This window comes from Pseudomonas sp. CBZ-4 (assembly GCF_000346755.1).
Classification (GTDB): Bacteria; Pseudomonadota; Gammaproteobacteria; order Pseudomonadales; family Pseudomonadaceae; genus Aquipseudomonas.
On the sequence record NZ_ANNV01000066.1, the window covers coordinates 1 to 24,544 of the forward strand.

The 24,544-nt window shown below is 60.5% G+C and carries 17 protein-coding genes; 4 read left to right on the forward strand and 13 right to left on the reverse strand.

What is annotated here, in order from left to right:
• The 12 genes from B348_RS0107820 to B348_RS0107870 form a co-directional block, all read right to left on the reverse strand.
• A partial coding sequence (locus tag B348_RS0107820; RefSeq protein ID WP_017735576.1) for a hypothetical protein occupies positions 1-806 on the reverse strand: 806 nt, incomplete at its 3' end.
• A complete protein-coding gene (locus tag B348_RS0107825) occupies positions 799-2,835 on the reverse strand; it encodes a lipase family protein (RefSeq protein WP_017735577.1) in 2,037 nt (678 codons plus the stop codon). The genes B348_RS0107820 and B348_RS0107825, both read right to left, overlap by 8 nt.
• The gene (locus tag B348_RS1000000131515; protein WP_157356484.1) at positions 2,832-3,380 is read right to left on the reverse strand and encodes a hypothetical protein; all 549 of its coding nucleotides are present in this window, start codon (positions 3,378-3,380) and stop codon (positions 2,832-2,834) included. The genes B348_RS0107825 and B348_RS1000000131515 overlap by 4 nt, the downstream gene beginning before the upstream one ends.
• 11 nt (positions 3,381-3,391) lie before the next feature.
• Positions 3,392-6,718 (reverse strand): type VI secretion system Vgr family protein, encoded by a 3,327-nt coding sequence (locus tag B348_RS0107830; protein WP_017735578.1) that lies wholly within the window; start codon positions 6,716-6,718, stop codon positions 3,392-3,394.
• 2 nt (positions 6,719-6,720) lie between these two features.
• Positions 6,721-9,351: a type VI secretion system ATPase TssH gene (gene tssH / locus B348_RS0107835; protein WP_017735579.1), complete on the reverse strand. Its 2,631-nt coding sequence runs from the start codon at positions 9,349-9,351 to the stop codon at positions 6,721-6,723.
• A gap of 101 nt (positions 9,352-9,452) precedes the next feature.
• Positions 9,453-9,944 (reverse strand): Hcp family type VI secretion system effector, encoded by a 492-nt coding sequence (locus tag B348_RS0107840; protein WP_017735580.1) that lies wholly within the window; start codon positions 9,942-9,944, stop codon positions 9,453-9,455.
• Positions 9,945-9,966: 22 nt separating this feature from the next.
• Positions 9,967-11,682 carry an OmpA family protein gene (locus B348_RS0107845; protein WP_026136648.1) on the reverse strand — a complete coding sequence of 572 codons (1,716 nt, stop codon included), beginning with the start codon at positions 11,680-11,682 and terminating at the stop codon, positions 9,967-9,969.
• Positions 11,683-11,689: 7 nt separating this feature from the next.
• On the reverse strand, positions 11,690-12,367 hold the full coding sequence (tssL, locus tag B348_RS0107850) for a type VI secretion system protein TssL, short form (protein WP_026136649.1): 678 nt from the start codon (positions 12,365-12,367) through the stop codon (positions 11,690-11,692).
• Complete coding sequence (gene tssK / locus B348_RS0107855; RefSeq protein ID WP_017735583.1) at positions 12,364-13,713, reverse strand: type VI secretion system baseplate subunit TssK; 1,350 nt, start codon at positions 13,711-13,713, stop codon at positions 12,364-12,366. The genes tssL and tssK overlap by 4 nt, the downstream gene beginning before the upstream one ends.
• A 23-nt stretch (positions 13,714-13,736) precedes the next feature.
• Positions 13,737-15,275 (reverse strand): type VI secretion system contractile sheath large subunit, encoded by a 1,539-nt coding sequence (gene tssC, locus B348_RS0107860; protein ID WP_026136650.1) that lies wholly within the window; start codon positions 15,273-15,275, stop codon positions 13,737-13,739.
• Positions 15,276-15,308: 33 nt separating this feature from the next.
• Complete coding sequence (gene tssB / locus B348_RS0107865; RefSeq protein WP_017735585.1) at positions 15,309-15,806, reverse strand: type VI secretion system contractile sheath small subunit; 498 nt, start codon at positions 15,804-15,806, stop codon at positions 15,309-15,311.
• Positions 15,807-16,274: 468 nt separating this feature from the next.
• Entirely contained in the window at positions 16,275-17,906 is a 1,632-nt protein-coding gene (locus B348_RS0107870; RefSeq protein ID WP_017735586.1) for a hypothetical protein, read from the reverse strand.
• A 142-nt stretch (positions 17,907-18,048) separates the two neighbouring features.
• On the opposite strand from B348_RS0107870, the gene pvdM reads away from it, so the two are divergent.
• From pvdM to B348_RS0107885, 3 genes are read left to right on the forward strand one after another with little or no spacing between them, the layout of a single operon-like run.
• The gene (gene pvdM / locus B348_RS0107875; protein ID WP_017735587.1) at positions 18,049-19,398 is read left to right on the forward strand and encodes a pyoverdine-tailoring dipeptidase-like protein PvdM; all 1,350 of its coding nucleotides are present in this window, start codon (positions 18,049-18,051) and stop codon (positions 19,396-19,398) included.
• An 18-nt stretch (positions 19,399-19,416) separates the two neighbouring features.
• Positions 19,417-20,685, forward strand: a complete 1,269-nt coding sequence (locus B348_RS0107880; RefSeq protein ID WP_017735588.1) for an aminotransferase class V-fold PLP-dependent enzyme — start codon at positions 19,417-19,419, stop codon at positions 20,683-20,685.
• A 31-nt stretch (positions 20,686-20,716) separates the two neighbouring features.
• Positions 20,717-21,589 carry a formylglycine-generating enzyme family protein gene (locus B348_RS0107885; protein WP_017735589.1) on the forward strand — a complete coding sequence of 291 codons (873 nt, stop codon included), beginning with the start codon at positions 20,717-20,719 and terminating at the stop codon, positions 21,587-21,589.
• Positions 21,590-21,713: 124 nt separating this feature from the next.
• On the opposite strand, the gene B348_RS0107890 is transcribed toward B348_RS0107885, so the two are convergent.
• Positions 21,714-22,538, reverse strand: coding sequence for a N(5)-hydroxyornithine transformylase PvdF (locus B348_RS0107890; RefSeq protein WP_017735590.1), 825 nt, complete (start codon positions 22,536-22,538; stop codon positions 21,714-21,716).
• Positions 22,539-22,737: 199 nt separating this feature from the next.
• Between B348_RS0107890 and B348_RS0107895 the strand changes: the two genes are divergently transcribed.
• On the forward strand, positions 22,738-24,390 hold the full coding sequence (locus B348_RS0107895; RefSeq protein WP_017735591.1) for a cyclic peptide export ABC transporter: 1,653 nt from the start codon (positions 22,738-22,740) through the stop codon (positions 24,388-24,390).
• The last annotated feature ends 154 nt before the right edge of the window (positions 24,391-24,544 follow it).

Genomic DNA, 24,544 nt, shown 5'->3' on the forward strand with positions numbered 1-24,544 from the left:
CACTCGCGGGCGCGGCCGGTGCGTAGGGTTTGGAGTTTTAAGAAATCGGGTTGTGATCGGCGATCGGATACGACACTGCCGTCGGGATAGGTGAATGTAATGTAGTTCCTATCGCTCTTAACCTTTACGCCCTCTGACTTTACTAGGAAGTCGGAGTGAAACACGGGTTCGAAATACACATTGCGAGCTTGTAATGCCCGATACATCAGATATATATCGCCCTCCCCGGCAAGACTGATATGTTTTCTATAACCGCCAATAAAGGCTTCACTCAGCCACGGATAATAGTCCCTGCGGATTGTGAGATCCCCATCAACGTTGAAATCCGCACCACCGCGTGGTGAGTTATTGCGGTCAAACATCACAACGACACCGCCGCCGCCGCCCCAAATCACGTTCTCGCCAAAACGTGTCAGGTCGGCATACTCCACGCCAAAGGTCACATTCGCCAGGTGCCAGCGGCACGCGCCCCCCCCATCCTTTGGTAGCTCTACCTGGTAGAGATCGCTCTGTCCTTGACGTTCCAACTCCTTATAAACCGAGTGATAGCCATCCCGCTCGGTGCGCTGGCCGCTGGCTCCAGTGCCGATGTGTTTACAGGTGGCCGAACGATACATGACCCAGATTGTTTTATTTTTCAGTCCCTCAGGCAGCTTTACTGTCACGGTTATCTTTTCACTGTCGGCAGGCGGCGACAGGCTGTAGTCCTGACGGCAACCACCAAGAGTGAAAAGAAGTGCGCACAAAACTATGGCCAATCGAAGGGCGCTGGTTGGGTTCTTGAGCATATTGATTTGCTTAACCATAGGTTTTCTCGTAATAGGCCCGTGGATCGGCGATGGCATCAAAACGCTCTAGTGCTTCGTTGCCTCCATCGGCTTGCTTGGTGACATGCAGGGCTTTATCTACGAGGCGTTGCAAGTCGAGAAACACACGATTGCGAGCCAACTCTTCCTCAGGAACACGCCCGTAGTAATCCTTGATCTGTTGTTCGAATTTTCGTCGTTGTATCTGGCGTTCCAGCAAGGGTTCACGCGCGGGGTTGATGGACTCCAGCAGTTGGTTGTGGATATAGGGTTGGTACTGCGACATGAAGTGGTCGCCAATCCGCAACACGCGGCCCACAGGAGTGTTGCTGTAGTGCGGAAAGTACCGGGCACGGTTTTCAGGACTCAGCGAAGCGTTGAAACGCCGCGTGGCCTCCTCGGCTTCTTGCTCATCGGTTTCACTGAGACTGGGGACCAGATAAAGCTTGGCTTTTTCAGGTAATGCAGCAGTGATCGTGCCGCGAATGGGTGCGCCATCCGGCCTACGATAGGCAGGGTATGCCACGATCTCTTGGTAGTGGTGTTGTTCCGCCCTGAAGAACATGGCGATCTTGCCGTGATGGCTGAACGCATCCTCGTGCTTGTACACCATGCCAATTAACGCTTGGCGTAGTGATCGTTGAAGTCCGAGTACGTTGCCAAGTGGGCCGTATCGGTCATACAGGTCGTTGTCCAGATCGGCTTCGGGGGGGACCCGCGGGATGGCATCGGTATCGTTGACGTGGCGGAAGTGCCAAAGGTCGCCCAAATATTGCACGGCGAGAAGAGTGAAGGTGCGGGGCATGCCGTAGGTGTAGAGCAGCGGGTTGTGTTTCAGCAGCGAGGCGGCGTGGATTAAGCCGAGAGCACCGCCGAGGCTGTGGCCGCAGATGAAGAGCTTTCTGTCGAGCGCCTTTTCAGGAATCGTTTCACCAAGCCCCTTGGCAAAAATCCTTCTCGCAACCTCAAATGCATCACGAAAACCTAGATGAACACGGCCTAGCGAAGTTAGATCTGCACAAGGGACCTTAGGCTCGCATAGCGCCGCAATCTCCGGCTTCACAGGACGAAAAGTAGCATCAGTAATTAGATCAGCAAGCCCCTCCATTTCAGTACCGCGCCAAGCAACCAACACTTGAGATGCACTGATAGCGTAAAAAAGTTGGGTATGCCCTTCCGGCGGATCAGCTTTAGCAGTGTCCAGAGCTTCGACTTCTAAATAGCGATCACTGAACGGCACATCCACCACAACGCAAGGCCACGCCTGACCACTATCCCAAACACGCAGCGTACGCGATAAATCCAGACATTGACGTTCGAAAAGCTCCTTCACGGAACCCAGATCTTCTTCACCCCGATTGCTATACGCCAAAATACTCATCAACCCCAGGTTGTAAGCATTCACCAGGCTGTACTCCTCCTGATGATGCAAAACCAGCGACCAAGCACGAAACGGGCAGACTTCCAGCACATGCCGACGATCCAACTGATCGTCACCTACAGTAAAGCCACCAAACTCCGGGTCTGGAAAATGAAATTCCGGGGAAAGCTTCGGGTCCGCCGCCGGTGGGTCAAGCGTCGGCAAGTCGTCGCTTAATTGCCCAATCCGCACATAGTGATAAGCGTGACCTTGCGCAAGCGCCTCCTCCTCAATCGGCGAAAACCCCGCGCGCTGCGGCCCGTACATCGGCGTACAATCCCCGATTCCCGGTCGGGGCGGCTCCGCACGTACAGCACGCAAACGTCGGGTTTGCAGTTGCTCCGCCAACGGGTCTGCCTCCATCCGCAACGTAATGGCCAGTGGGTGCAGCCCCTCCAGACGAATCACGCCCTCGGCATCGCTGTATCCCACGAACGCAGGCACATAGCCGCCACGCGAAGCCTCGTTCGACGCACGATAGGGCAGATTCGCCAAAGGTTGACCTCGTTCATCCAGCAACTGGAACTCGACCCAATGCTGTATCTGCTTGCCGCCAATAACGTCCTTAAAGGGATTGAGCGTATCCGTGTAATGCAGGGAGTCGTTCATTGTTCAAGACCTCTCCTGTGAGCCCGACTCGATCCATAAGCGTTACGTTTGCCACCGCATGAAGGAACGACCTGGCTACCATCCGCCAAGCGCCTGTACTGAAGAAACTCCAGCGTGCCCGTCGCCGTCTGCACGACACAAAAAATGGCTTCATAGCTATCTGTCGGATGGTCTGCGCTACTCAACGTAAAGACATAAGTTCGATTGACCACAAGCACCTGAAGCACTTCGTTAGTTTTAAAGTCATTTAACTTGTAGCCCTCAGGCAAGTGACCAAACACTAAACAGGCGCCGGGCATTAGTTTCAGTGGCTCGCCCGCCGGCAAAAGTGATGCCCCCCAGGAAGGCGGGTTTCGCCTATAACTTTCGGTCAACGAAAACCCACCCACTGCAAACCCTTCACGCGCATTGTCAGGCAGACAAATTGCCGGCCCATCATTGATCGAAACAATATTGCCAACCTCCCTGCGCCCAAATGAAGTTGCATAGGTAAAAGAGGAAACCATCCAGTAAATAACAAACATCAAAACCGTCACACGCTTCATACAACCCCCTTTCACCTTGGAAGATGCTTTTTATCCGCAGGATTTCTCAAAAACGACTCAAGCGTTGCAGCCAGGAGCACCGGACTCTTGCTGCTATTGGAAGCGCTCCACACAGCACTGGGATTACCCAACACACAGATCACGTAGTAGTCGGAGATGATTTCGCCTTGTTGTTCCATGTTGTAGTCGCAAAGCGCACTTGTTTCAGTCAAGGTATAACGATAAGCCGGCGCTCCGCGGCTGGTAACAAACAGGCCCATTAACTTGACTGAATAACCCAGCTGGTATTGCCACACATGGGTCATTTCATGCATGAACAATGCTTTGTCTTTATCACTGGCCGTCGTGGAGAAGTCATCCCTGTAATACCCGGTACCTACGGGGTAGTACATTTCACCATTAGGCGTTACCGCTGTATTTTGTATGCCTGCGAACACCCACCAACCACTGTGATGCACCTTGACCTTGGTGTAATCGATGGCATCCCTGAACAGGGTGCCGGCCATTGCAATCTCTCCTGGCGTCAAAGAACGTTTTTTGCCTTTAGGCAATGACACCTCTTTGGTTGAACGTCCCACGTCAATGTCATTTGTGGAGACACTGCTGGATGCCAGGTCAATAACAACCGGCGCTTGATCGGTTAACGCCGCGCAACAGAAAACCCCGGCAGTCTCCGGCGGGTATAGCGCGACCTGGGTAATCGGCGTCGGTGTCTTGGTCTCGATGCGCTGCGTATAACCTTGAGCGTCCGTAACCCCCTCGAACGTCAGACCATCTGCGAGCGTCGCCAAATACTTCAGTTCGCTGGCTGGCTCACCGCTCGGACCGATCAAGCGCAGTTGTTCGTCAAAGGTTGCTGAGCCTGGAAATTCAATGCTCAGCGCCCCCGGCAAAAGCGTATGAACACTCATCGTCTTGCCGTCTTTATCCGTCACCCCACTGAACACCTCGCCTTGCGCCGTGGTAATCCGGTAACGGCTGAAGCGCATGACCGCCTCTGTCGCATCTTTCAGCGTGTAGCCACCGGCATAACCCGTTGGTAACGGTGATGCGGGTGTATCGAGACGAGTGCCACCTAGCTTCTGTACGGCGGTGGCTTTCAGGTAGATATTGCCCGGTGCCCCCAGCTCGATATCGCCGCCCTTGAGGCGGATGTAGGCGCCGCCGCAGTTGAGCAGCAGCTCTTGTGGGGCGCTGATCTCAACGCGACCTGCAACGCTTTCGATCTTGATGTCGGTCTTGGCCAACGCGTGGAGGCTGTTGCCTCGGGCATGCAATTGGACTTTGCCTTGATCCGCCTTCAGTTGCAGGTCGGCCTGTTGTGCAAGCACGCTGACACCGCCCTCCGCTGCGGCGGTGATGTTGCGCCCGGCGCTGATGTCGGTGTTGTGTGCCGCCATGATGCCGATGCTTTCCGCACCCGATGACAGGCAGACGGCCTTGGGGCTGAGCATGCCAATCCCCTCTGGCGCATGAAGCAAAACACAGGGTTGCGCCAGACCTTTGAGTCGCTCGTGCAAGCCTTGTTGGCTGTCGATGTCACCGGGGGCCACTTGAGCGCTGCTGGCTGCCTGGGCCATGGAGCGAGCCAGGGACAACGCGCTTTCAAGTTGCCCGATGGCAGCGGCCATATCGAGTTGCTGCCCTTCGGCCTGGCCCTGCTCATCCGCACTGATAAACAATCCTTTCCCACCCCGAATAGCCCCCCAGCCATCCGTGCGCAGCTCAAACCCTTCGCCGCGTTTTTGCTTCCGTGCATCCACCAGATGCCCCAGGTTCAACTGGCTCTTGCCACTGTGCTCCGTACTCAACTTGATGTGCTCCTGCCCCTGCGTGTCGTCCATGCGCAACTTGTTGTTGGCCGGGGTGCGCAGCACATTGCGTTTGTAGTTGCGCAAGGTCACGTGGTCCACATGCTGGCTGTCATGCAGGGCGTGGGCGATGTAGGGGCGGTCCGGGTCGCCTTGTTCGAAGGCGATGGCCACTTCGGTGCCGGGGATCAGGGGCAGGTGCAGGCCGTGGGTGTCACCGGCGTAGGGACGGGCCAGGCGCAGCCAGAGGCTTTCTTCGCCGGGTTTCCAGGTGTCGCGGTCGAAGAGGAAGCTCACGCGGTAGCGGCCTTCCATATCGATATGAGCGTAGGGGTCGTTCGCCTGGGGGCTGGTGATGCGGGCCGGGACGGTGCCGGCGATTTGCGGTTTGGCTTGTGGGGCTGGGCGAAAGCAGAGGGTTTCCGAATAGGGGATGGCCTTGAATGTGGCTTCGAAACTGCTGTCGCGGGCCGCTGTGGTGGTCATGCACGTGATCAGCGCGCCCGGGTTGAAGGCCTGGGGCGCGCCGCCGCTGATCTTGAGGGCCTGGCCCGGCGCGAGGGTGGCGCTGCTGCTGACGCCACTCAAAAGCGTCTGCTGGTTCAGGTACTGCTCGTGGCGCAGGCGTGCGTAGAAGTAGCCGCTTTCGCTTTGCAGGTCTTCGTCTTGATCGAGTCGATTGCCGAGGACCGTGTAGGGTTCGGCGTAGTGGTACGCATCGCCGTAGGTACTGGTTGTGTAGTCGACCTCGCCGTTGAGCTGGGCGCTGGCGTCACGGTGGTGGTAGGCGCGCACGCTGACGTGTTGCTCGACCACCTGGTGGCTGGATTGCAACGCCCACACGCCGTCCTGTCCGCTGCTGCCCAGCCCGGATTGCGGGCGATGTGGCAGCTCAATGTCGAACTGGTAACCGCGCTGGCTATCGAAAAACTCGACGACGTCGATGCGCAGGCGTTCGTCGCTGGTGAAGCGATACCAGATGCCCACGTCGGCCAGCAGCCGGCTGATGAAGGCCAGGTCGCTTTCGCCGTATTGCATGACCTGTTCGCGTCGGGGGTAGTCGCGTTTGAGGTTGAAGAGGAAGTCCTGGCCTTCGAAACCGTGGCGGGTGCGCAGGATGTGTTCGACGATTTCGGGCACGGATTGGTGTTGGTAGATGCGCAACTGTCGGCCGCGTGCGAGCAGAGCGAGACGGGGTTGCAGGGTGAGTATGTAGGTGGCCTGGTCGTTGGAGCCGGACTGGCGGGCGAAGGCGGTGACGACGCCGTGCAGCACACGCAGGGGGTTGATCTTGGGTGGCGTCATGCTCAGCAACGGCAGTTTTTGCGGTGGAGCGTGCAGGCTGAAGCTGGCTGTTTTGCCCAGCAGGGAGTCGGCGGCGAGGTCGAGGTCGGGGCTGGTGAATTCCACGCAGTAGCTGAAAGGCTCGCTGAGCTGCTCGGTACCCTTGAAGGCCAGGACGTCAAGCTGCGCTGCAACCTTGCTCACCCAAACTGTGTGCCGGCTGTGATCGAAGAAAACACTCATCCTCAGGCCTCCATGATGGCGGTTTGAGATTCAGGATCGTCATCGGTGAAGCTCAGGCTGATGCCCTCCTCTTCGCTGTACTCAAGGCTGACGCTTTGGCAGCGCTGTTGCGCCGCCCGCCTTTCCAGCAGTTGCTGGCTGAGTACGGGCAGGATCTGTTCGTTGAGCAGGCTGTCGATGTTGCGTGCTCCCGTGTCGGGCAGCAGGCAGGCGGCAACCAGGGCGTCGTTGAGTGAGTCGCCCAGCCGGCAGTCGAGGTCGTAGTGCAGGCGCAGACGCTTGGCCACCTGGGCCAACTTGAGCGCGACGATGCGCTTGAGTGCGTCGGCTTGCAGCGGGCGATAGATCAAGGTCTGGAACCGTGCGAGCAACGCCGGCTGGAAGTGCTCCCGCAGGATTGGCCGCAGTTGTTCGTGCAGCACGCTGTCGGGGGCGTCGGGCTGGGCCTGCAAGCAGTTGTGCAGCAAATCGCTGCCGAGGTTGGAGGTCATGAGGATGACGGTGTTGCGAAAGTCGATCTCGCGCCCTTCGCCATCGCGCATGAAGCCGCGATCAAACACTTGATAGAACAGATTGAGCACGTCGCGGTGGGCCTTTTCGACTTCGTCCAGCAGCACGACACTGTAGGGCCGCTGCCGTACGGCTTCGGTCAGGACACCGCCCTTGCCGTAGCCGACGTAACCGGGCGGCGAGCCTTTGAGTTGGCTGACGGTGTGGGCTTCCTGATATTCGGAAAAGTTGAGGGTGATCAGGGATCTATCACCGCCGAACAGGCTGTCGGCGAGGGCCAGGGCGGTTTCGGTTTTCCCCACGCCGCTGGTGCCCACCAGCAGGAACACCCCCAGCGGTGCGTGCTCATGGGTCAGCCCGGTCTTGGCCGCGCGCAGCCGTTGTGCCAGTGCGTTGAGCGCTGGGGCCTGGCCGATCACGCGTTGCGCCAATTGTTGTTCCAGCGCCAAGAGGTGGGTTTGTTCGTCCTTGAGCAGGCTGCCCAGCGGAACCCCGGTCCAATCGGCAACGACGTGCGCCACGCTGCGCACATCGACATCCAGTGACAGCAACGGCTGAGCGCCTTGAATACTGTGCAGTTGTTGTTGCAACTGCGCACATGTGTCCCGCTGCAACGGCTGCGCTTGGCGCGCTTCCAGCAGTTGCTTGATCAGGTCGAGTTCTTGCCGGTGTTGCTGTTCCAGTGCGGTGTACTCACGTTGCAAATCAGCGGACTGTGCGTCAATCAACGTCAGGCGTTCTTCGACGCTCTCGCCACTGAGGGCCTGGTCTTGCTCCAGTGCCTGGCGCTCCAACGCCAACGCCATGCAACGGGCGTGCAGACGCACAAGCGCTTGCGGCTCACAGTCCAGGCTCATGCGCACCCGGGCGCTGGCGGTATCCAGCAGGTCCACCGCCTTGTCCGGCAGTTGACGCCCGGTCAGGTAGCGCCGCGACAGGCTCACCGCAGCCTGCACTGCCGCGTCCTGGATATGCACGCCATGGTGGCTGGCGTAGCGCACCTTCAGGCCGCGCAGCATCAGGCTGGCGTTGGTGTCGTCCGGCTCATCGACCTTGACCATTTGGAAGCGCCGTTCAAGGGCCGCATCGCGCTCGAAGTACTGTTTGTATTCACCCCAGGTGGTCGCGGCGATGGTACGCAACTCCCCACGGGCCAAGGCCGGCTTGAGCAGATTGGCCGCGTCGGTGCCACCGGCCTGGTTGCCAGCGCCGATCAGGGTGTGGGCCTCGTCAATAAACAACAACACGGGGATTTCGGACTGTTGCACGGCATCGATCACGCTTTTCAGGCGCTGTTCGAACTCGCCTTTGACACCGGCGCCTGCTTGCAACAAGCCCAGGTCCAGGGTGCGTACGCAAACGGATTTGAGGCTGTCAGGCACACGCCCCTGGGCGATGCTCAAGGCCAGGCCTTCCACCAGGGCCGTTTTGCCAACGCCGGGTTCGCCCACCAGCAGCGGGTTGTTTTTCCGCCGCCGACTGAGGATGTCGATGACCTGGCGGATTTCATCGTCACGGCCAAACACCGGGTCGATCTTGCCTTGTGCTGCCTTGGCGGTGAGGTCTTGGGTGAACCGGTCGAGCGTTGCCTGCCCGGCGGTATGTTGCATCGGCTCAATGGCTACCGGTTCAGTGGCACTCTTCAACTCGGGACGCTCCTCCGAGGTTTGATCCAGCAGCACCATCAAGCGCTGCAGTTGCGCCTGGCTGAGACTGAGCAACGGCCATGCGGCTTCACATGCCAACAGGCTGGGCGTCTCGATCAATGCCCCCAGCAGGTGTGCCGAGCGCAGGCTGTCCTGGTTGTCGTCGAGCGAGGCGCGCAGCCAGGCATTCCTGATCAGTTGTTGTAAGGGCTCGGACAGCCGCGGCTTGCCCCGCATGCTGCGTGGCTGGCTGTCGAGGTGTTCAAGCAAGCCATGCCACAGCGCGTCCAGATCCCACTCGTAACGCCGCGCGATGACCGTCAGGTCGCCCTCCCCCTGGCCCAGCAGCTTGAGCAGCCAGTGCTCGATCGTGACCTGCGCGTGCGCACTGCCGTGGCACAACGAGGCTGCCGCACTCAACGCCTGGGCACAGTAGGGATTGAGTCGCCGCAGCAAGCGGGTGGAGTCATGAACCATACGAAATACGTCCTTACCAAGGGGCTGGTTGTGCCTTCAGTCTTGAAACGCGATGTGTTCGGTTGAGCGCCCGCGCAAGCACGCTCAACCCATCACCGTCATCAGGCGCTTTGGCGTTCGCTCCAGGCATCGGAGTGAATGATGTTGCCGTCCTTGTAGGTCCAGGTGACCTTCTCGTAGCGCAACTCGATCTGTTCAAGGTGGTTGTGTTTCTCTTTGCCGGGGTCTTTGACGTCATGCATTTTCGGCGCGACCTTCACCACCTTGACTTGCTCCAGCTTGGTGATGAAGTACTCGACCTCCTGCCCCGCATCGTCGATGCGATACCACTTGAACTCGGCACTCTTGAGGGTTTGCCCGGTGGTGACGGCTTTGTAGAGGTAGGGGCTGGAAGCATCGATCTCCTTGCAGAACAGGAACGGGGTGTGCACCCGCGTCCCGGTCAACTTGCCGGTGTTGTTGTCCGTCGGGATGTACAGGCTGTGGTCCTGGGCGATCACTTCGATACTGCCCTCGCGCTTTTGCACATCCACCGAACCTTTGATGTCGGCGCCGCCGTCGTCTTGTAGCCAGAGGTAAACGGGAATTGCCATGTGAAGCTCCTTTTCTTGGGACTCAAACGTCGCGATAAGCGACAGGGGGTTGCCTGTCGGGTGCCTGGGCCGGGTGCGAGCACGCTCCCGCCGAAGGCACCAGACGGATATCGACGCGGCGGTTGGCTGCTCGCCCCGCGTCAGTGTCGTTGCTTGCAATCGGCTGGCTGGCGCCGAACCCCTGCACCGCAAAGCAGCTGTCGGGGATCCCGCCCATTTGCTGCATCCAGCCATGGACGGCAGCGGCGCGGGCGTAGGAAAGTCGGAGATTTTTCTCGGCGTCGCCGGTCGCATCGGTGTGCCCGGCGATCACAATCAGAAGGCCGGGCTGCGCCTTGATGTCGACCAACGCGTTGATCAGGACCTTGGTCGAACCCGGCTTGAGCCGGGCGCTGCCGCTGGCAAACAGCGAAAGGCTGTCCAACCGCACGGCACGGGCCGGCCCCGTAGGCAAGACAGTCATTGGCGGCTCGACATGGGCGGCCAACACGGCCAGCAAAGGCGCGCGCAAATGCTCGCCGCGATACAGGCCCAGCCCCAGGGCCAGGGGCTCGCCCTGTCGGTAGTAAGTGTCCAGGCGCCGGGCCGCATGACGCAGCGCGGTGATAGCGTCTTCACGGAGCAGGAACGCGCGTTGTTCACGGTGTGTCGGCGGTGGGATCGAGGTATAGCGGCGCAGGTCATCGCTGACCTGGCGCAGCAAAAGGGTGTTCTGCCAAGCCGAACTGGCCAGGGCAACGGCGCTGGCGCTCACCCATAACCACAACGCCACGACGCTTGCCCGTTGCAGTGACGTGTACGCGGGGCCGCGCTCGAACGCGCTGAGCAACGCATCGGGAAAGGGCAAAGCCGCACTCGCATCGCTCACCCGGCTGTCGACCAGCGCCACCTTTTGCGCAAGCCATTGGCACCACAGGTTCCCTTCCACCCCATGGGCAAGCGCCGGGACCATTTTGATCGCGCACACAAAGGCTGCATCCGTGTCGTGCTGAACGAGGCTGGGCAACACTCCATCGTGCAGCCACTGCGCGACACTGTTCAGTTGAACGCAGGCATGCAGACGTGCGGCGCGGGAGGGCGTATCAACGACTTGCTGCTGCCACTCGTCCAGCGTGGCGCACTGGTTGTTGTCCCGGGCAAAAGCCTTGGCCTCACCCTGCTCCCAGCTGAACCACGGGTCAGCACCTTGCGAGGTTTGCAGGTAACTCACCAGCAAGAGCGGCAGCTTGATCCCACGCTTGCGCACCAGGGCGGCCTGGTAGCCAAAGGTTCGCACCCGCCCCAACAACGCCGCGCTGTCAGCATGGGCACTGGGGTTGACGACAAACATCACGCAAAGTTGAGCCCCCCAACCGGGACGCAACGCGAGGATGGCGTCGCTGATCGACGGCAATTGTTCCAGGCTTGGCACGCGCACATAACAACCCGACGGAATCACCCGCAGCTCCAGCCGCTCGGCGCAGGCCGGGCCAAACAGTGCATCGAGCCCATCGCCACAGACCAGCAGCACCGGATGCCGGAAGGACGCCGCCGGCAAGGCGGCCGCATCGTCAAGCTGCACGGATGCGCGCAACGCGGCTGCCCTGCGGTTCACGGCGACCCAGGCCAAGCCGATGCCACTCAGCCCGAGCAAGACCCCGGTAGCGCGCACCCAGACGGTGAGTGGAACGATGGCCAGCAGCGCCAGGAGCAATCCCCCACCCCACAGGACGAGCACTCGATGAGAAGTGATGCTCATCTGGCCCTCACGCTTGATCAGGCAAGAGCGAAACCACCGTATCGCTCAACAGTTGATCCAACCCCCACCACATCGCCGCCAACATCACGGCGGCAGCGAGCACATGCAGCAACGGCGATCGCAGCCAGCCTAGCCCCCAGACCACGCCGCCACGCGCCTGGGTAATCAGGCTCTGGCTGAGCCTCAAGGGTGCGACATGGGCATTGAGCGCGTTCAACAGGCGCTCGCGTTCGGGGTCGTTCGGGTCACGGTAGCGACCCTGGAACCCGAGCATCAGCACACGCTGGAACACCGTCAGGACCTGCCGATCAGGCGCGGGTTCGCCTAATACGGCCTGCATGTCCTCGTATAGGAACTCGCCCGCCTGGTGATGGTTGAAGAACTCGGCCTGGAGCGGTTTTGCCCACGCGGCCTGATCGTCTTTTTTCGCAAAGGTGAGCACCGTCTCGTCCAGCAACGCGCACTGCGCGTGGGAGATGTAGTCGATGGCGCGCGGGGCCATGCCCGCCGCTGCGAGCCGCTGCCGTACCCGTTCGACCTGCTCGACACAAAGCGGCCACAGCGGCGGCTGACCCTCGGAGAAAGCGCCCTGGCGCAACTCGACCACCAGGAGATAGGTGTCCTGCAACAGCTCATCGATGTCCACAGGCAATACGCTGCGCCCGCTCGAATTGACTCGGCTCATGTGCGCAACACCGCAAACAGTTCGAGTTTGACCTCGACCAATGTGCTGGGGACGTAGAACGCACACACCCCTTCGGCCAATACCGCCTGCCCTTTCGGATGCGCAAAATTGAGCGCGAAATACTGGTTTTCCAGCCGCAGGGGAATCGCCGCGGGCACATGAGCGAGCGCCAGCAAGGGCACACCGTCGAGTGCCGCGTTGATCAGGTAATCGACCTCGTCCGGCGTTCCCACCTTGCACAGCTGCGGGAACTGCTCCTGCAACTGCGCAGCCGGCAGGCGGCTGCGTACCGACAAGTAGAAATCCGCGCCGTCAGGCTCGCGCAGGCGCGGGTCATGCAATTTGACCTGCCAACGATTGGCGCCGTGCACCTCCAGTTCCAGGGCAACCACCCGCGACGGCAGGCTGGCTTCCAGCAACAACGAAATGGTGTTCATCAGGGGCGCGAACACCACTTCCAGCTGGTCGTGATGGTAGGCCGGCACCTTGTCGATATCGTGTTCCAACGAAAACGTCAGCAGGCTGCCTGCGAGTTTGATCAGTTCCCCATAGACCTGCTCGGGATGCCTGGCAGGAAAGTCCCGCAGATCGGCCAGTACCGGCTGGTAGGTATTCAGCGCATTGAGCAGCCAGAACAACGAAACGTCGGCCACGGCAAAGTCGGCCATGCGTTGGTTGCTCTCACGCCGCATGCCCATGAGCCGCTGCCGTTTCGCGGCCAATTGCGTCAACAGGTTGTCCAGCTGGCGCAGCAAGCCTGGATGCGCCGCAAAACTCAGCAGCGGCGGCACATAGACCGGGTCAAGGCTCCAGGCGCCCTGCCCGTCGCGGGCCAGGCGCGCAATGGGACAGGTGACGTAATCGGCGTTGTCATCACTGTGCAGGCGCAGGCTCAGGGTGTGCTCCAGCACGCCGATGGATTGCTTCTCATCGGCGTAGAGGTCCTGGACTTCGCGCCAGTCCTGGCGATAGCGGGTGGGCCGGTCGGGGTTGCCACCGTCAAACAGGCAGTTGTTGCCATTGGCCTGTTCCAGCGGCAACGCCACGTGCACGAGCACCGCTTGATCGGCCGGCAACGGTGCCAACTCCAAGGCAGGCGGCAGGCGGTCCACAGCGTCGGTATCGACCCACGTACCGTCAGGCAGGCGTACACACAATTGGCTGGCCTTGAGTTTGCCCAGGCGCAAGGCGTCCAGATCAAACCCGACCGCCTGGACACCCCACGGGTGCACCAGGCTCAGATGAGCGAGCTGTTGGTGGGCCCAGGCCTCCCATCGGGCCTGTTGCTGGAACTGCTGCGCCGACAGCAATACGCCGCTGGCCCATAGTGGGCGATCAATCTTCATGGCATCGTTTCCCTACGATGGACTCAGGCCTTGGCCTTGGGCATTTGCGAAACCAGCGAGAGGTTCACGTCCATGCCCTCCACCTGGAAATGCGGCACGGCGTACAACTTGACGCGGAAGAAGCCCGGGTTGTCGTCAATGTCCTCCACCGTCACCTTCGCCTCGCGCAGCGGGTGCGAGGCCTGCAGGTCATCGCCGGGATCGGTCATTTCGGTGACAAGCCCGCCAATCCATTTGTTGAGTTCCAGCTCCAGCAGGCGCCGGTCTTTGGTGGTGCCGATGTTTTCGCGCTGGATCAACTTCAGGTAGTGGGCGATGCGCGACAGCAAGAAGATGTACGGCAGCCGCGCGTTGATGCGGCTGTTTGCCGTGGCATCGGCGGTGTCGTACAGGGCGGGTTTCTGCGCGGAGTTGGCAGAAAAGAAGCATGCATAATCGCGATTCTTGTAGTAGGACAGGGGGATAAACCCGAGGTTGGCAAATTCGAACTCGCGGGTTTCCGGGATCATCACCTCCGACGGAATCTTCACCTGGTTGCCAGTGCCCAGGTCGTACAGGTGAATGGGCAATTCGGTGACCGCACCACCGGACTGCGGCCCCCGGATCTGCACACACCAGCCATTGGCGATGAAGCTCTTGACCATGTTGGCGGCGAACGCGAAGGAGGCGTTGGTCCACAGGTACTTGTGGTGATCCGGCCCCTTGACGCTTTCGATGTAGTTGAAACTGCGCACGGGAACGGTGTCGGGACCATAGGGCAGCCGCCCCAGCACACGCGGCATCGTCAGGCCGATGTAGCGCGCATCATCACTGTCCCGGAACGACTTCCACTTGATGTATTCGGCACGGTCAAAATAATTGCCGATATCCTTGATCGCGGCCACTTCTTCCATGGACGCCTTGCCAAAGAACGCTGGCCCCACGGCCCCCACGAATGGCATATGGGCAGCGGCCGCCACTTTGGAGATATTGCGCAGCAGAGCTATGTCCTGGGGGCTGCGGTCGAATTCGTAGTTGGAGATGGCGGCAGCGATGGGTTCACCGCCCGGCGTGTCGTATTCCTGGGTGTAGGTATGCAGGAAGAGGCCACTCTGGGCAATTTCCGGCGCGTCTTCAAAGTCCTGTACCAGATGCTCTTTACTGATATCCAACAGTTCGATGCGCACGTTCTGGCGGAAATCCGTCTGGTCGATCAGCGATTTCACCCCACGCCAGGTCGATTCGACGCGTTGAAAGTCCGGGTGGTGCATGATTGCATCGAGTTGACGGCTTATTTGCCGGTCCAGCGCCGCGATATGTTCATCCAACAGCACCTTGTCCAAACGCTCGACTTTATGTGAAGACCGTTTCAGCAATTGCAAAAACACATTAACCGCCGCAGTAACCCGCTCATCAACAGACACTTCGGAAAGCGCTTCGGTATTTTGAAACACTTCAAGCCCGCCCAGCTCCATCACGGGATTCAAGTTGATCTTGCTGAACAGCGCAGCGTAGACCCCGCCACTGTTTTCCGACACGGCAGCATTGCCGTTGGATTGAGATCCAGAATGTTCTACCGACATAGTCAAACCTCCCTTTAAACCGATAGAAATGAATTAACGGCTTGGCGCCAGTGCAGCCAATTCAGCCCGAAGTTCATCACTGAGCGCATCGTCCTTGAGGATGCGTTCCAACTCATGGCGAAAGGTCACGTTATCCAACAGGTTGGATTTGAGATCGCGCAACAGATTGCGCATCGCCAGCAGTGCACGCAGCTGCGGGACCTGCCGCGCGACCTGCTCCGGCTCGAAGTCCTTCAGGCGCTGGAAGCTCAACTCGACGGCGGTGTCGGCGGCCTCATCCGGCAAGGTGTTTTCCACCACCAGTTTGAGCCCTGGCGAGAATTCGCCGAGGACGCTGTCAACGTTGTTCTTATTGATATTGATCTTGCCCCGCTCCGACAGCGGGCGTTGTTCCTTGCCGTTGCTGTAGTCGCCCATCACCATCAACTTCAAGGGCAACTCAACTTTCTTCTGGGCGCCGCCGGTATGTAAGTCCAGCTTGATATTTACCCGCGCCTTGGGCACTTCATTTTGAAAACTATCGAGCGTCATAACCCCTTCCTTGCCGTATGGCGAACTAATAAATCAGCCGAAGAGAGACTTTATAGTCTGCCCCTGCCGTACCGATGTCTGTCGCCGCAAGAATGGAGTATCCCGGATATTTTTTACCAGCCCCCGAAACACGCACGGGAACTTTCGCCAGAGTTTTGAGGATCCATCCTACAAAGTACCCAGATAAACTTTATTTCAACTTTTCATTTATTCACAAACAACAAACCACGAAATATCTGTCAGAAGAAGAGCTATCACCCAGATAACAAACTACAACTCGATTAATAAATTTGGGTATAGACAGATATTTCCTAGCATCAGCAGGCGTGAGTCCTACAAATACAGGAAGGGGAAGAGAACGACCGCCCGCCTTTCAAAAGGCGATACACGACCGCTACCGCAGTGGGCACATTAACGCCCCACTGCGGTTCATTGACATCGTAATAGTTGTAGTTAGGTGCAGCGCAATCAGGCCTCTGGCCGCTTCACCTTCAAATGCCGCGCATACCAGGGCCGTTGCGGCACCCGCTTGAACAACCCCTGCAGCACGTCATCCTCCGTGCCAAAGGTGATGCGCAACGCCAGTTTCATGGTCTCCGGGTCCATCTCCATCGACCGCCCCATCTGCAACCCTGGCGTGGTGCTGCAACCATGGGTATCCGGGCCTAGCCACGGGTCACCGACTTCCACCCAGCGCCCCGGCGCAAACCACGCCACGCCGTTGACCTCAAGGCGGCTGACTTCGCCCGGATTGAAGCGTTCGTGGGCACGGAACCAGTCTTCGACACGGTCGTCGATCCAGCCGTGGAAATGCCAGAACACCGGGTTCACATGGGACGAAAACGGATCGCCGAGAAAGTCGTTTTCCGCCGCATACCAGCGCGCGGCAAAGTCTGCGGGGTCGCGGGCGAACGGCACCGGGCCGCCGCTGGAGGGGTCGCGCGGCACCGAGGCCCAGCGCATGTGCAGCCAGTCGTGCAAGCCCAGTTCCATTTCGGAACCGAGCTGGCCCAGGGTCAATTTGGCCAGGTAGCGGGGATCGCGGTATTGGGATTCCCACACCTGGAAATTGCTGTGGTAGGTCTCGGCCGCCTTGATGTCGCTGACCCACTGGGTGTAGTCACCGTCTTCGGGCGCCGACCAGGTGGGCGGCAAGGCGAAGCCGTCGTGGTTATCGAAGTAGCGAACGAAGCCTAGGCGATCACCCTCCAGCGCCGGTTGTGGCTCTGGAAATTGCGGCCAGGATGGCAGGTCTTGCATCGAGCGCGCCGTGCCGAGCATATGGCGGTGCATAAAGAAGAAGTCGATGCCCGAGCCGTTGCGGTCCTTGCGTTTGCCCCGTGCATCGCGCTCCTGGCCACGCGGGCCGGGTTGCCAACCGATACCGCGCAGAGCATCGCGTTTTTCTTCGGAGAGCTTGTGCCATTGGTCACGGGTCGCGTGCCAGAGTTGGTGGAACAAGCGGTGTTCGGCGGAGATCAGCCAGGCCAGCAGGGTTGGATTCAGGCCGATGCGCTCGCGGGCTTCGGGGAACAGTTGTTTGTGCGCGACGAAACGGTGGTCGCGCTCGGTCAGGGCCAGCGGGCGATCAAGGTTGAGGATCTGCCCGCTGAGGGTGCCGCTGCCGGCGTTGCCGAACACGCCCCAGACTTCGTCGAGGGTCATCTTGAATTCATAGGCGGGCACACCGCCGGGGGCGTCGCGGTCGATCAGGCGCCAATAGAGCGTGGCGCCCTCCCCCGTAAGCAGGTCGCCAAGGATGCGGTAGCGCGGCTCCCCGGCCGCGCGCAGGTTGGCGGCGGTGTCGAGGTAACCGCGCAGGCCACGGCCACGCGGGGCGATGTCCAGCAGCAGTTCCAGGCCTTGCAGCGGCAGGCCTTTGAGGCCGGCATCGCGACCTTCCAGGCGCAGGCTCCAGACCCCGCGCAGGCTGTTCGCCAGGTGCTGGCCGGTGGTGTCGGCCAGGTCCACCGTGGCTTCGCCCGGTGTAATGGGGAATTCTTCTTCACGCGTCAGCTCGCGATGGGCATAGAAGGCCGCCGGCACGGCCGCGCCGGTCAGGGCCAGGCCTGCGATGAACCCACGTCGAGAGATCGTCATTGTCTACCTTAGGAAACGGCTTAATCAGAGCTAGAACGTTTGCTGGCCGGGGAAATTTACCGCGCGCCCTTTGGCGCCTAAATTTTTGCCCCCAGCGCTCGTTCTTCCCTGATAGCAAAGGCCGCAACTGACTGAGATGGCAATGACAAAACCACGTTCGAAAAAGGCGCTGTACATCGGCTTGCCGCTGGCACTGGCCATCGGCGCCGGGGCCGGTTTCCTGGCCTGGGATCACTGGTTCAGGGGCAACGCCGGCTACCCGCTGGAGGTGATCAAGCAGGCCAATGAGATGCAGGATCGCCTGTTGTCGTTCGACAGCCATATCACCGTGCCCCTGGATTTCGGCGGCGTCGGCAGCGAGGCCGACAAGGATGGCAGCGGCCAGTTCGACTTGGCCAAGGCGGCACGCGGGCGCTTGTCCGGCGCGGCGCTGACCATCTTCGGCTGGCCGGAAATCTGGAACGGCGAAAACGCGCCACACAAACCCACCGAGGGTTTTGTCGAAGAGGCCCGCCACGAACAGGAAGTGCGCTACAAGATCATCTCCGGCATGGTGCGCGACTTTCCCAACCAGGTGGGCATCGCCTACACCCCGGACGACTTCCGCCGCCTGCATGGCGAAGGCAAGTTCGCGATCTTTATCAGCATGCTCAACGCCTATCCGTTGGGCAATGACCTGAACCAGCTGGATTTCTGGGCGGCGCGCGGCATGCGCATGTTCGGCTTCAGCTATATCGGCAACAACGCCTGGTCCGACTCGTCGCGGCCGCTGCCGTTTTTCAATGACTCCACCGATGCCCTCGACGGCCTGTCGCCGATTGGCCAGCAAGCCGTGCACCGCCTCAATGACCTGGGGGTGATCATCGATGTGTCGCAGATGTCGACCAAGGCCCTGGAACAAGTGGCGCAATTGAGCCGCACGCCGATGATCGCGTCCCATTCGGCACCGCGTGCGTCGGTGGATATTCCGCGCAACCTCAGCGACAAGGAACTGCAACTGATCAAGCACAGCGGCGGTGTGGTGCAAGTCGTCGGCTTCCCGGCGTACCTGCGCCCGTTGAGCCAGCCGACCCAGGACAAGCTCAACACCCTGCGCGCGCGTTTCGACTTGCCGCCGCTGCCAAATCTGGCCATGGCCTTGATGCCCGGCGACGCAATCATCGCCGCCTGGCCCGAGCAGAAATTCGGCCAGTACGCCCAGGGCCTGTACGGCATCCTCGAGGAAGAACCCAAGGCCAGCCTCAAGGATTGGGGCGACGCCATCGACTACACCGTGCGCAAGATCGGCATCGATCACGTCGGCATCGCGTCGGACTTCAACGACGGCGGCGGTATCGACGGCTGGGAAAACGTCGGCGAGGTGCGCAACGTCACCGCCGAGCTGATCCAGCGCGGCTACTCCGAAGCCGATATTGCCAAGCTGTGGGGAGGCAACTTCCTGCGGGTGTGGGACCAGGTACAAAAAGCCGCCAAGCCCTTGGCCAATCGCTAATTACCTAGAAGCACGTCCATGACCGACCGCCGTACATTTCTCAAGCAGGCCGGCGTCTTTGCCGCCAGCCTGCCGCTGCTGCCCGAGGCGCTGGCCGCCACTGCCGCGCCTGCGGCAAAGAACCCATGGACGGACCTCAAGCAGCTATTCAACCAGGACCCGAGCTACCTGCACTTCTCCAACTTCCTCGTCGCATCGCACCCCAAACCGGTGCGCGACGCCATTGAACGCTACCGCCAGCAGATCGACCGCAACCCCGGGCTGGCGATGGATTGGGGCCTGGAGGAAACCTGGAAACGCGAAGGCCAGGTGCGCGAATGGGCCGGCCGTTATCTAAAGGCCGCACCCGCGCAGATCGCCCTCACCGGCAGTACCTCCGAGGGCCTGGCGATGATCTACGGCGGCCTCCAGCTGCGCGCCGACCAGGAAATCCTCACCACCGTGCATGAGCATTACGCGACCCAGAACGTGCTGGATTTTCGCGTGCGCAAGCAAGGCACCCAGGTGCGCCGGTTCCAGCTGTTCGAGAGCGCCAACCGCATCTCGGCCGACGAAGTGCTCGGCAATATCCAGCGCAACATCCGCCCCAACACCCGCGTGCTGGGCATGACCTGGGTGCAGTCCGGCAGCGGCGTGAAGCTGCCCATCGGCGAGATCGGCCAACTGGTCAATGAACACAACCGCCACCGCGATGACAACGACCGCATCCTCTACGTGGTCGATGGCGTGCATGGCTTTGGCGTGGAAAACCTCGATTTCCCGGACATGCACTGCGACTTCTTTATCGCTGGCACCCACAAGTGGATGTTCGGCCCACGCGGCACCGGGCTGGTCTGCGCCCGCGACAGCGAGAACAAATACGTCACGCCGATGGTGCCGACCTTCTCCGAAGACACCAATTTCGCCACCACCATGACGCCCGGCGGTTTCCATGCGTTCGAACATCGCTGGGCGGCGGATGAGGCCTTCAAGCTGCACCTGCAATTGGGCAAGGCGCCGGTGCAGGCGCGCATCCATGCCCTCAACAGCGAGCTGAAAGAGCACCTGCTGGCCCACCCGCAGATCGAACTGGTCACGCCGCGCAGCCCTGAACTGTCGGCCGGTTTCACCTTCTTCCGGGTCAAGGACCGCGACAGCAACGACATCGCCGATGACCTGATGAAACAGCGCGTGGTCATCGATGCGGTGAACCGCGATGCCGGCCCGGTGATCCGCACCGCGCCTGGCCTGCTTAATTCCTCCGACGAGATCCAGCGCTTCATGGCCCTGCTGAGCCCGCTGCTGTGATGTCCATTTTTCCTTTTGACAAGAGGCCCACATGATTCCATCCCGACTCAAACCCCTGGCCGCCCTGACGCTGGCGACCCTGTGCGGCGCCCTGTTGCCGGGCCTGGCCCAGGCCGCCACGCCGCAGCCGGGCAAGGTATTCAAGGACTGCAAGGACTGCCCGGAAATGGTCGTGCTGCCCGCCGGCACCTTCACCATGGGCACGCCCGAGGATGAAGTCGGCCGCGAGCCCGACGAAGGCCCGATGCACGACGTGACCTTCGCCAAGCCCTTCGCCATGAGCCGCTTCCACATCACCGCCGGCGAATGGGACAGCTACGTGCGCCAGACCGGCGTGAAGATCGCCAACGGCGACACCCGCCCCGGCCGCGAATGCATCGCCAGCAAACCCCGCTACCCGCAAGGGCCGCGCCAGCCGGCGGTGTGCATGGACATGGACGACATCAAGCAGTACGTCAGTTGGCTGTCGAAAAAGACCGGCCAGCAGTACCACATGGTCAGCGAAGCCCAGCGCGAATACGCCGCGCGCGCCGGCACCAAGGGGCCCTTCCCGTTCCCGTTTGACGCAGGCAAGGGCTACAGCATCGCCGAGCACGCCAACACCTACGGCCCGGCGGACGGCTACAGCTATTCCTCGCCGGTGGGCAGCTACGCACCGAATGGGTTTGGCCTGTATGACATGCACGGCAACGTCTATGAACGGGTTGCCGACTGCTACCACGAGAACTATGTGGGCGCGCCGACTGATGGCAGTGCCTGGTCGGAGCAGACGTGCGAGGCCTATATCATTCGCGGCAATGACTGGGGCGAAGCGCCGGTGTTTTCGCGCTCGGGCAACCGCAACAATATCTATCCGCAGACGCGGGGGGATTGGATTGGTTTCCGGGTAGTGCGCGACCTCTGAAGCACTGAATATCCGAATGTGGGAGCTGGCTTGCCTGCGATAGCGGTCTATCAGTGATTGATGTGCAAACTGACCCACCGCTATCGCAGGCAAGCCAGCTCCCACATTTAGAACTGTGTCTGCCTTACGCTTTTGCCAACAGCGCCAAACCTTCATGCAACGCCGGGAACAGGCTGTTATTGAAATTGTTCCAGCGCAATTCGAGGATGGTGTCCTCAGGCGAAATCTCCGTCTTCAACACATCGTGAAACACCTCCCCCGAATCAATGCCGTTATCCACGTAATGAAACGATGCACCGGTGAGGTACAGCGGCTCCGACGGCGTGGTGGCCTTGGTCGCCCAATCCGTCACCGTCAACCCGCGCGCGCCGTACAGCGCATTCCACGTGGCATACGCGCCGCGACGCTCGTAGGGCGATTCGATGCGGGTAATACCGGGGTGAATGTTCATGATGCGCCGCGCAAACGGTGCACCCGGCCGCACCAGTTCATCGAGGATCACCAGCAGGCCATCCAGCACCACGATGTCAGCCTTCAATTCCACCAGCGTGTCATGCAGGCGGCGTTCGAAGTCCTGCTTGCCAGCGATGTGTTCCGCACTGCCCCGTGGCAGGCGGCGATAGGTGGATGGCACGCTCAGCAGCAGGTCGTTGACCAGCTTGCCCTGCACCCGCAGTTCCGCCGGGTACAGCCATTGGCGGCCAGGTTGGTAGGCAAACCCGTAATCCTTGACCAGTTGCTGGTCCCGTGGATTCTGCTCGTCATCGTCGTACACCACGCCGACCAGGTTGTAGGCCTCGCCCAGCGGCGTGTCGTTCAGCGAACCCGCGAGGAACTCCAGCACCGACTTCATATAACGCTCGTGATCCTTGTAGGCCACCGGCTGCCCGGCCTTGTCGGCGGCGGCGTTTCTCAGGGACCACACGTACACCAGATTCTTTTTCGTCATTATTTCGCTCTCGCTGGATGGACTGCGCGCTGCGTCGGTACGCGTGCGCCTACACCACAAGAACGAACCAGCCCGCCGCCAATTTATCCACGCCGGCCACCGCCGGGCACGCCGCGCTAAATACTCGCCGCGATGCTTCGTTTGTCATGGGTAAGGGTCTGTGTGCCCAGCCCCTCTATTCACTCTCCGGGAAGTATTTATGACCGACCCCAAGCGCGGCGCCTTCAATGGTCTGCTCGCATTGCTCAGACCCTTTCGAACCCTGGTGACGGTGTCCGTCGCCCTGGGCATGGCGGGTGGCCTGGCCATCACCTTCTTGCTGGCCACCATCAACAACGCCCTGCACTCCTCCACCGGCATGACCCAGGGCGTGGTGCTGACGTTTGCCGCCCTGTGTGTGCTGGCCCTGACCAGTTCGATTGTGTCCGACATCGGCACCAACTATGTCGGCCAGCGCATCATCGCGGCGTTGCGCAAGGAGCTGGGTGAGAAGGTGCTGTCGGCGCCCATCGAACAGATCGAACGCTATCGCTCCCACCGCCTGATTCCGGTGCTGACCCACGACGTCGACACCATCAGCGATTTCTCCTTCGCCTTCACCCCGCTGGCCATCGCCACCACCGTGACCCTCGGCTGCCTGGGCTACCTGGCGTACCTGTCGGTGCCGATGTTCCTGCTGATGATTGTCGCCATCGCCATTGGTTGCAGCGTGCAGTTCATCGCCGGGGCCAAGGGTATTCGTGGCTTTGACGAAGCCCGCGACCTCGAAGACGAACTGCAACGCTACTACTCGGCAATCGCCTCGGGGGCCAAGGAACTGCGTATCCACCGGCCACGACGCTACCGCATGAACACCCACCGCATCCAGGAAACCGCCGACCGGATCAGCGATATCCAGGTGCGTTCGGTGAACATCTACATCGTCGCCAAGACCTTTGGCTCGATGCTGTTCTTCGTGGTCATTGGCCTGGCCCTCGCCCTGCAGGCCTACAGCCCCAACCCGGATCCGGCGGTGATCACCGGTTTCGTGCTGGTGCTGCTGTACATGAAAGGCCCGCTGGAACATGTGGTGGGTTACCTGCCGATCATCGGCAAGGCGCGCATCGCCTTTGCCCGCATTACCGAGCTGGCCGACCGGTTCTCATCGCCGGAACCGCACTTGCTGATGGACGCCAGCGAAGCCCCGCACCCGCAGGTGCACAGCCTGGAACTGCGCGGCGTGAGCTACAGCCCGCCGCCGGTGGAAGGCAGCGAGCCGTTCCACCTGGGGCCGATCAACCTGAGCATCAAGCAGGGCGATATCGTGTTTATCGTCGGCGAAAACGGCTGCGGCAAGACCACCCTGATCAAGCTGCTGCTGGGTTTGTATCAACCCCAGGCCGGGGAAATCCGCCTCAATGGCGACACCGTGACCGACCCGGTACGCGACGACTATCGCCAGTTGTTCACTACCGTATTTGCCGACTACTACTTGTTCGATGACCTGGTGCAAGGCAGCGCCACGCAGTCGCTGGACAGTGCGACCAAATACCTGGAGCGCCTGGAAATTGCGCACAAGGTCAGCGTCAAGGACGGCGTGTTCAGCACCACCGACCTGTCCACCGGCCAGCGAAAGCGCCTAGCGCTGGTCAACGCCTGGCTCGAAGAACGCCCGGTGCTGGTGTTCGACGAATGGGCCGCCGACCAGGACCCGGCCTTCCGCAAGATTTTCTACACCGAGCTGCTGCCGGACCTCAAGCGCCTGGGCAAGACCATCATCGTGATCAGCCACGACGACCGCTATTTCGACATCGCCGACCAGTTGGTACGCCTGCGCGCGGGCAAAGTGGTGCACGAAATGGAGCCGGCGTGAAAAAAGTTTTCCGGTTTCTCCAAGTAGGAACGTCTCACTAGTGGTAATGAGAATCTAACTCAATAAACATCTATAATCTGCCCACTAAAACATAGAAGAGAAAGCATTCATGTCAGTACGACTCGGTCTGAGCCCCCTGAGCAAAGCGCTGTCC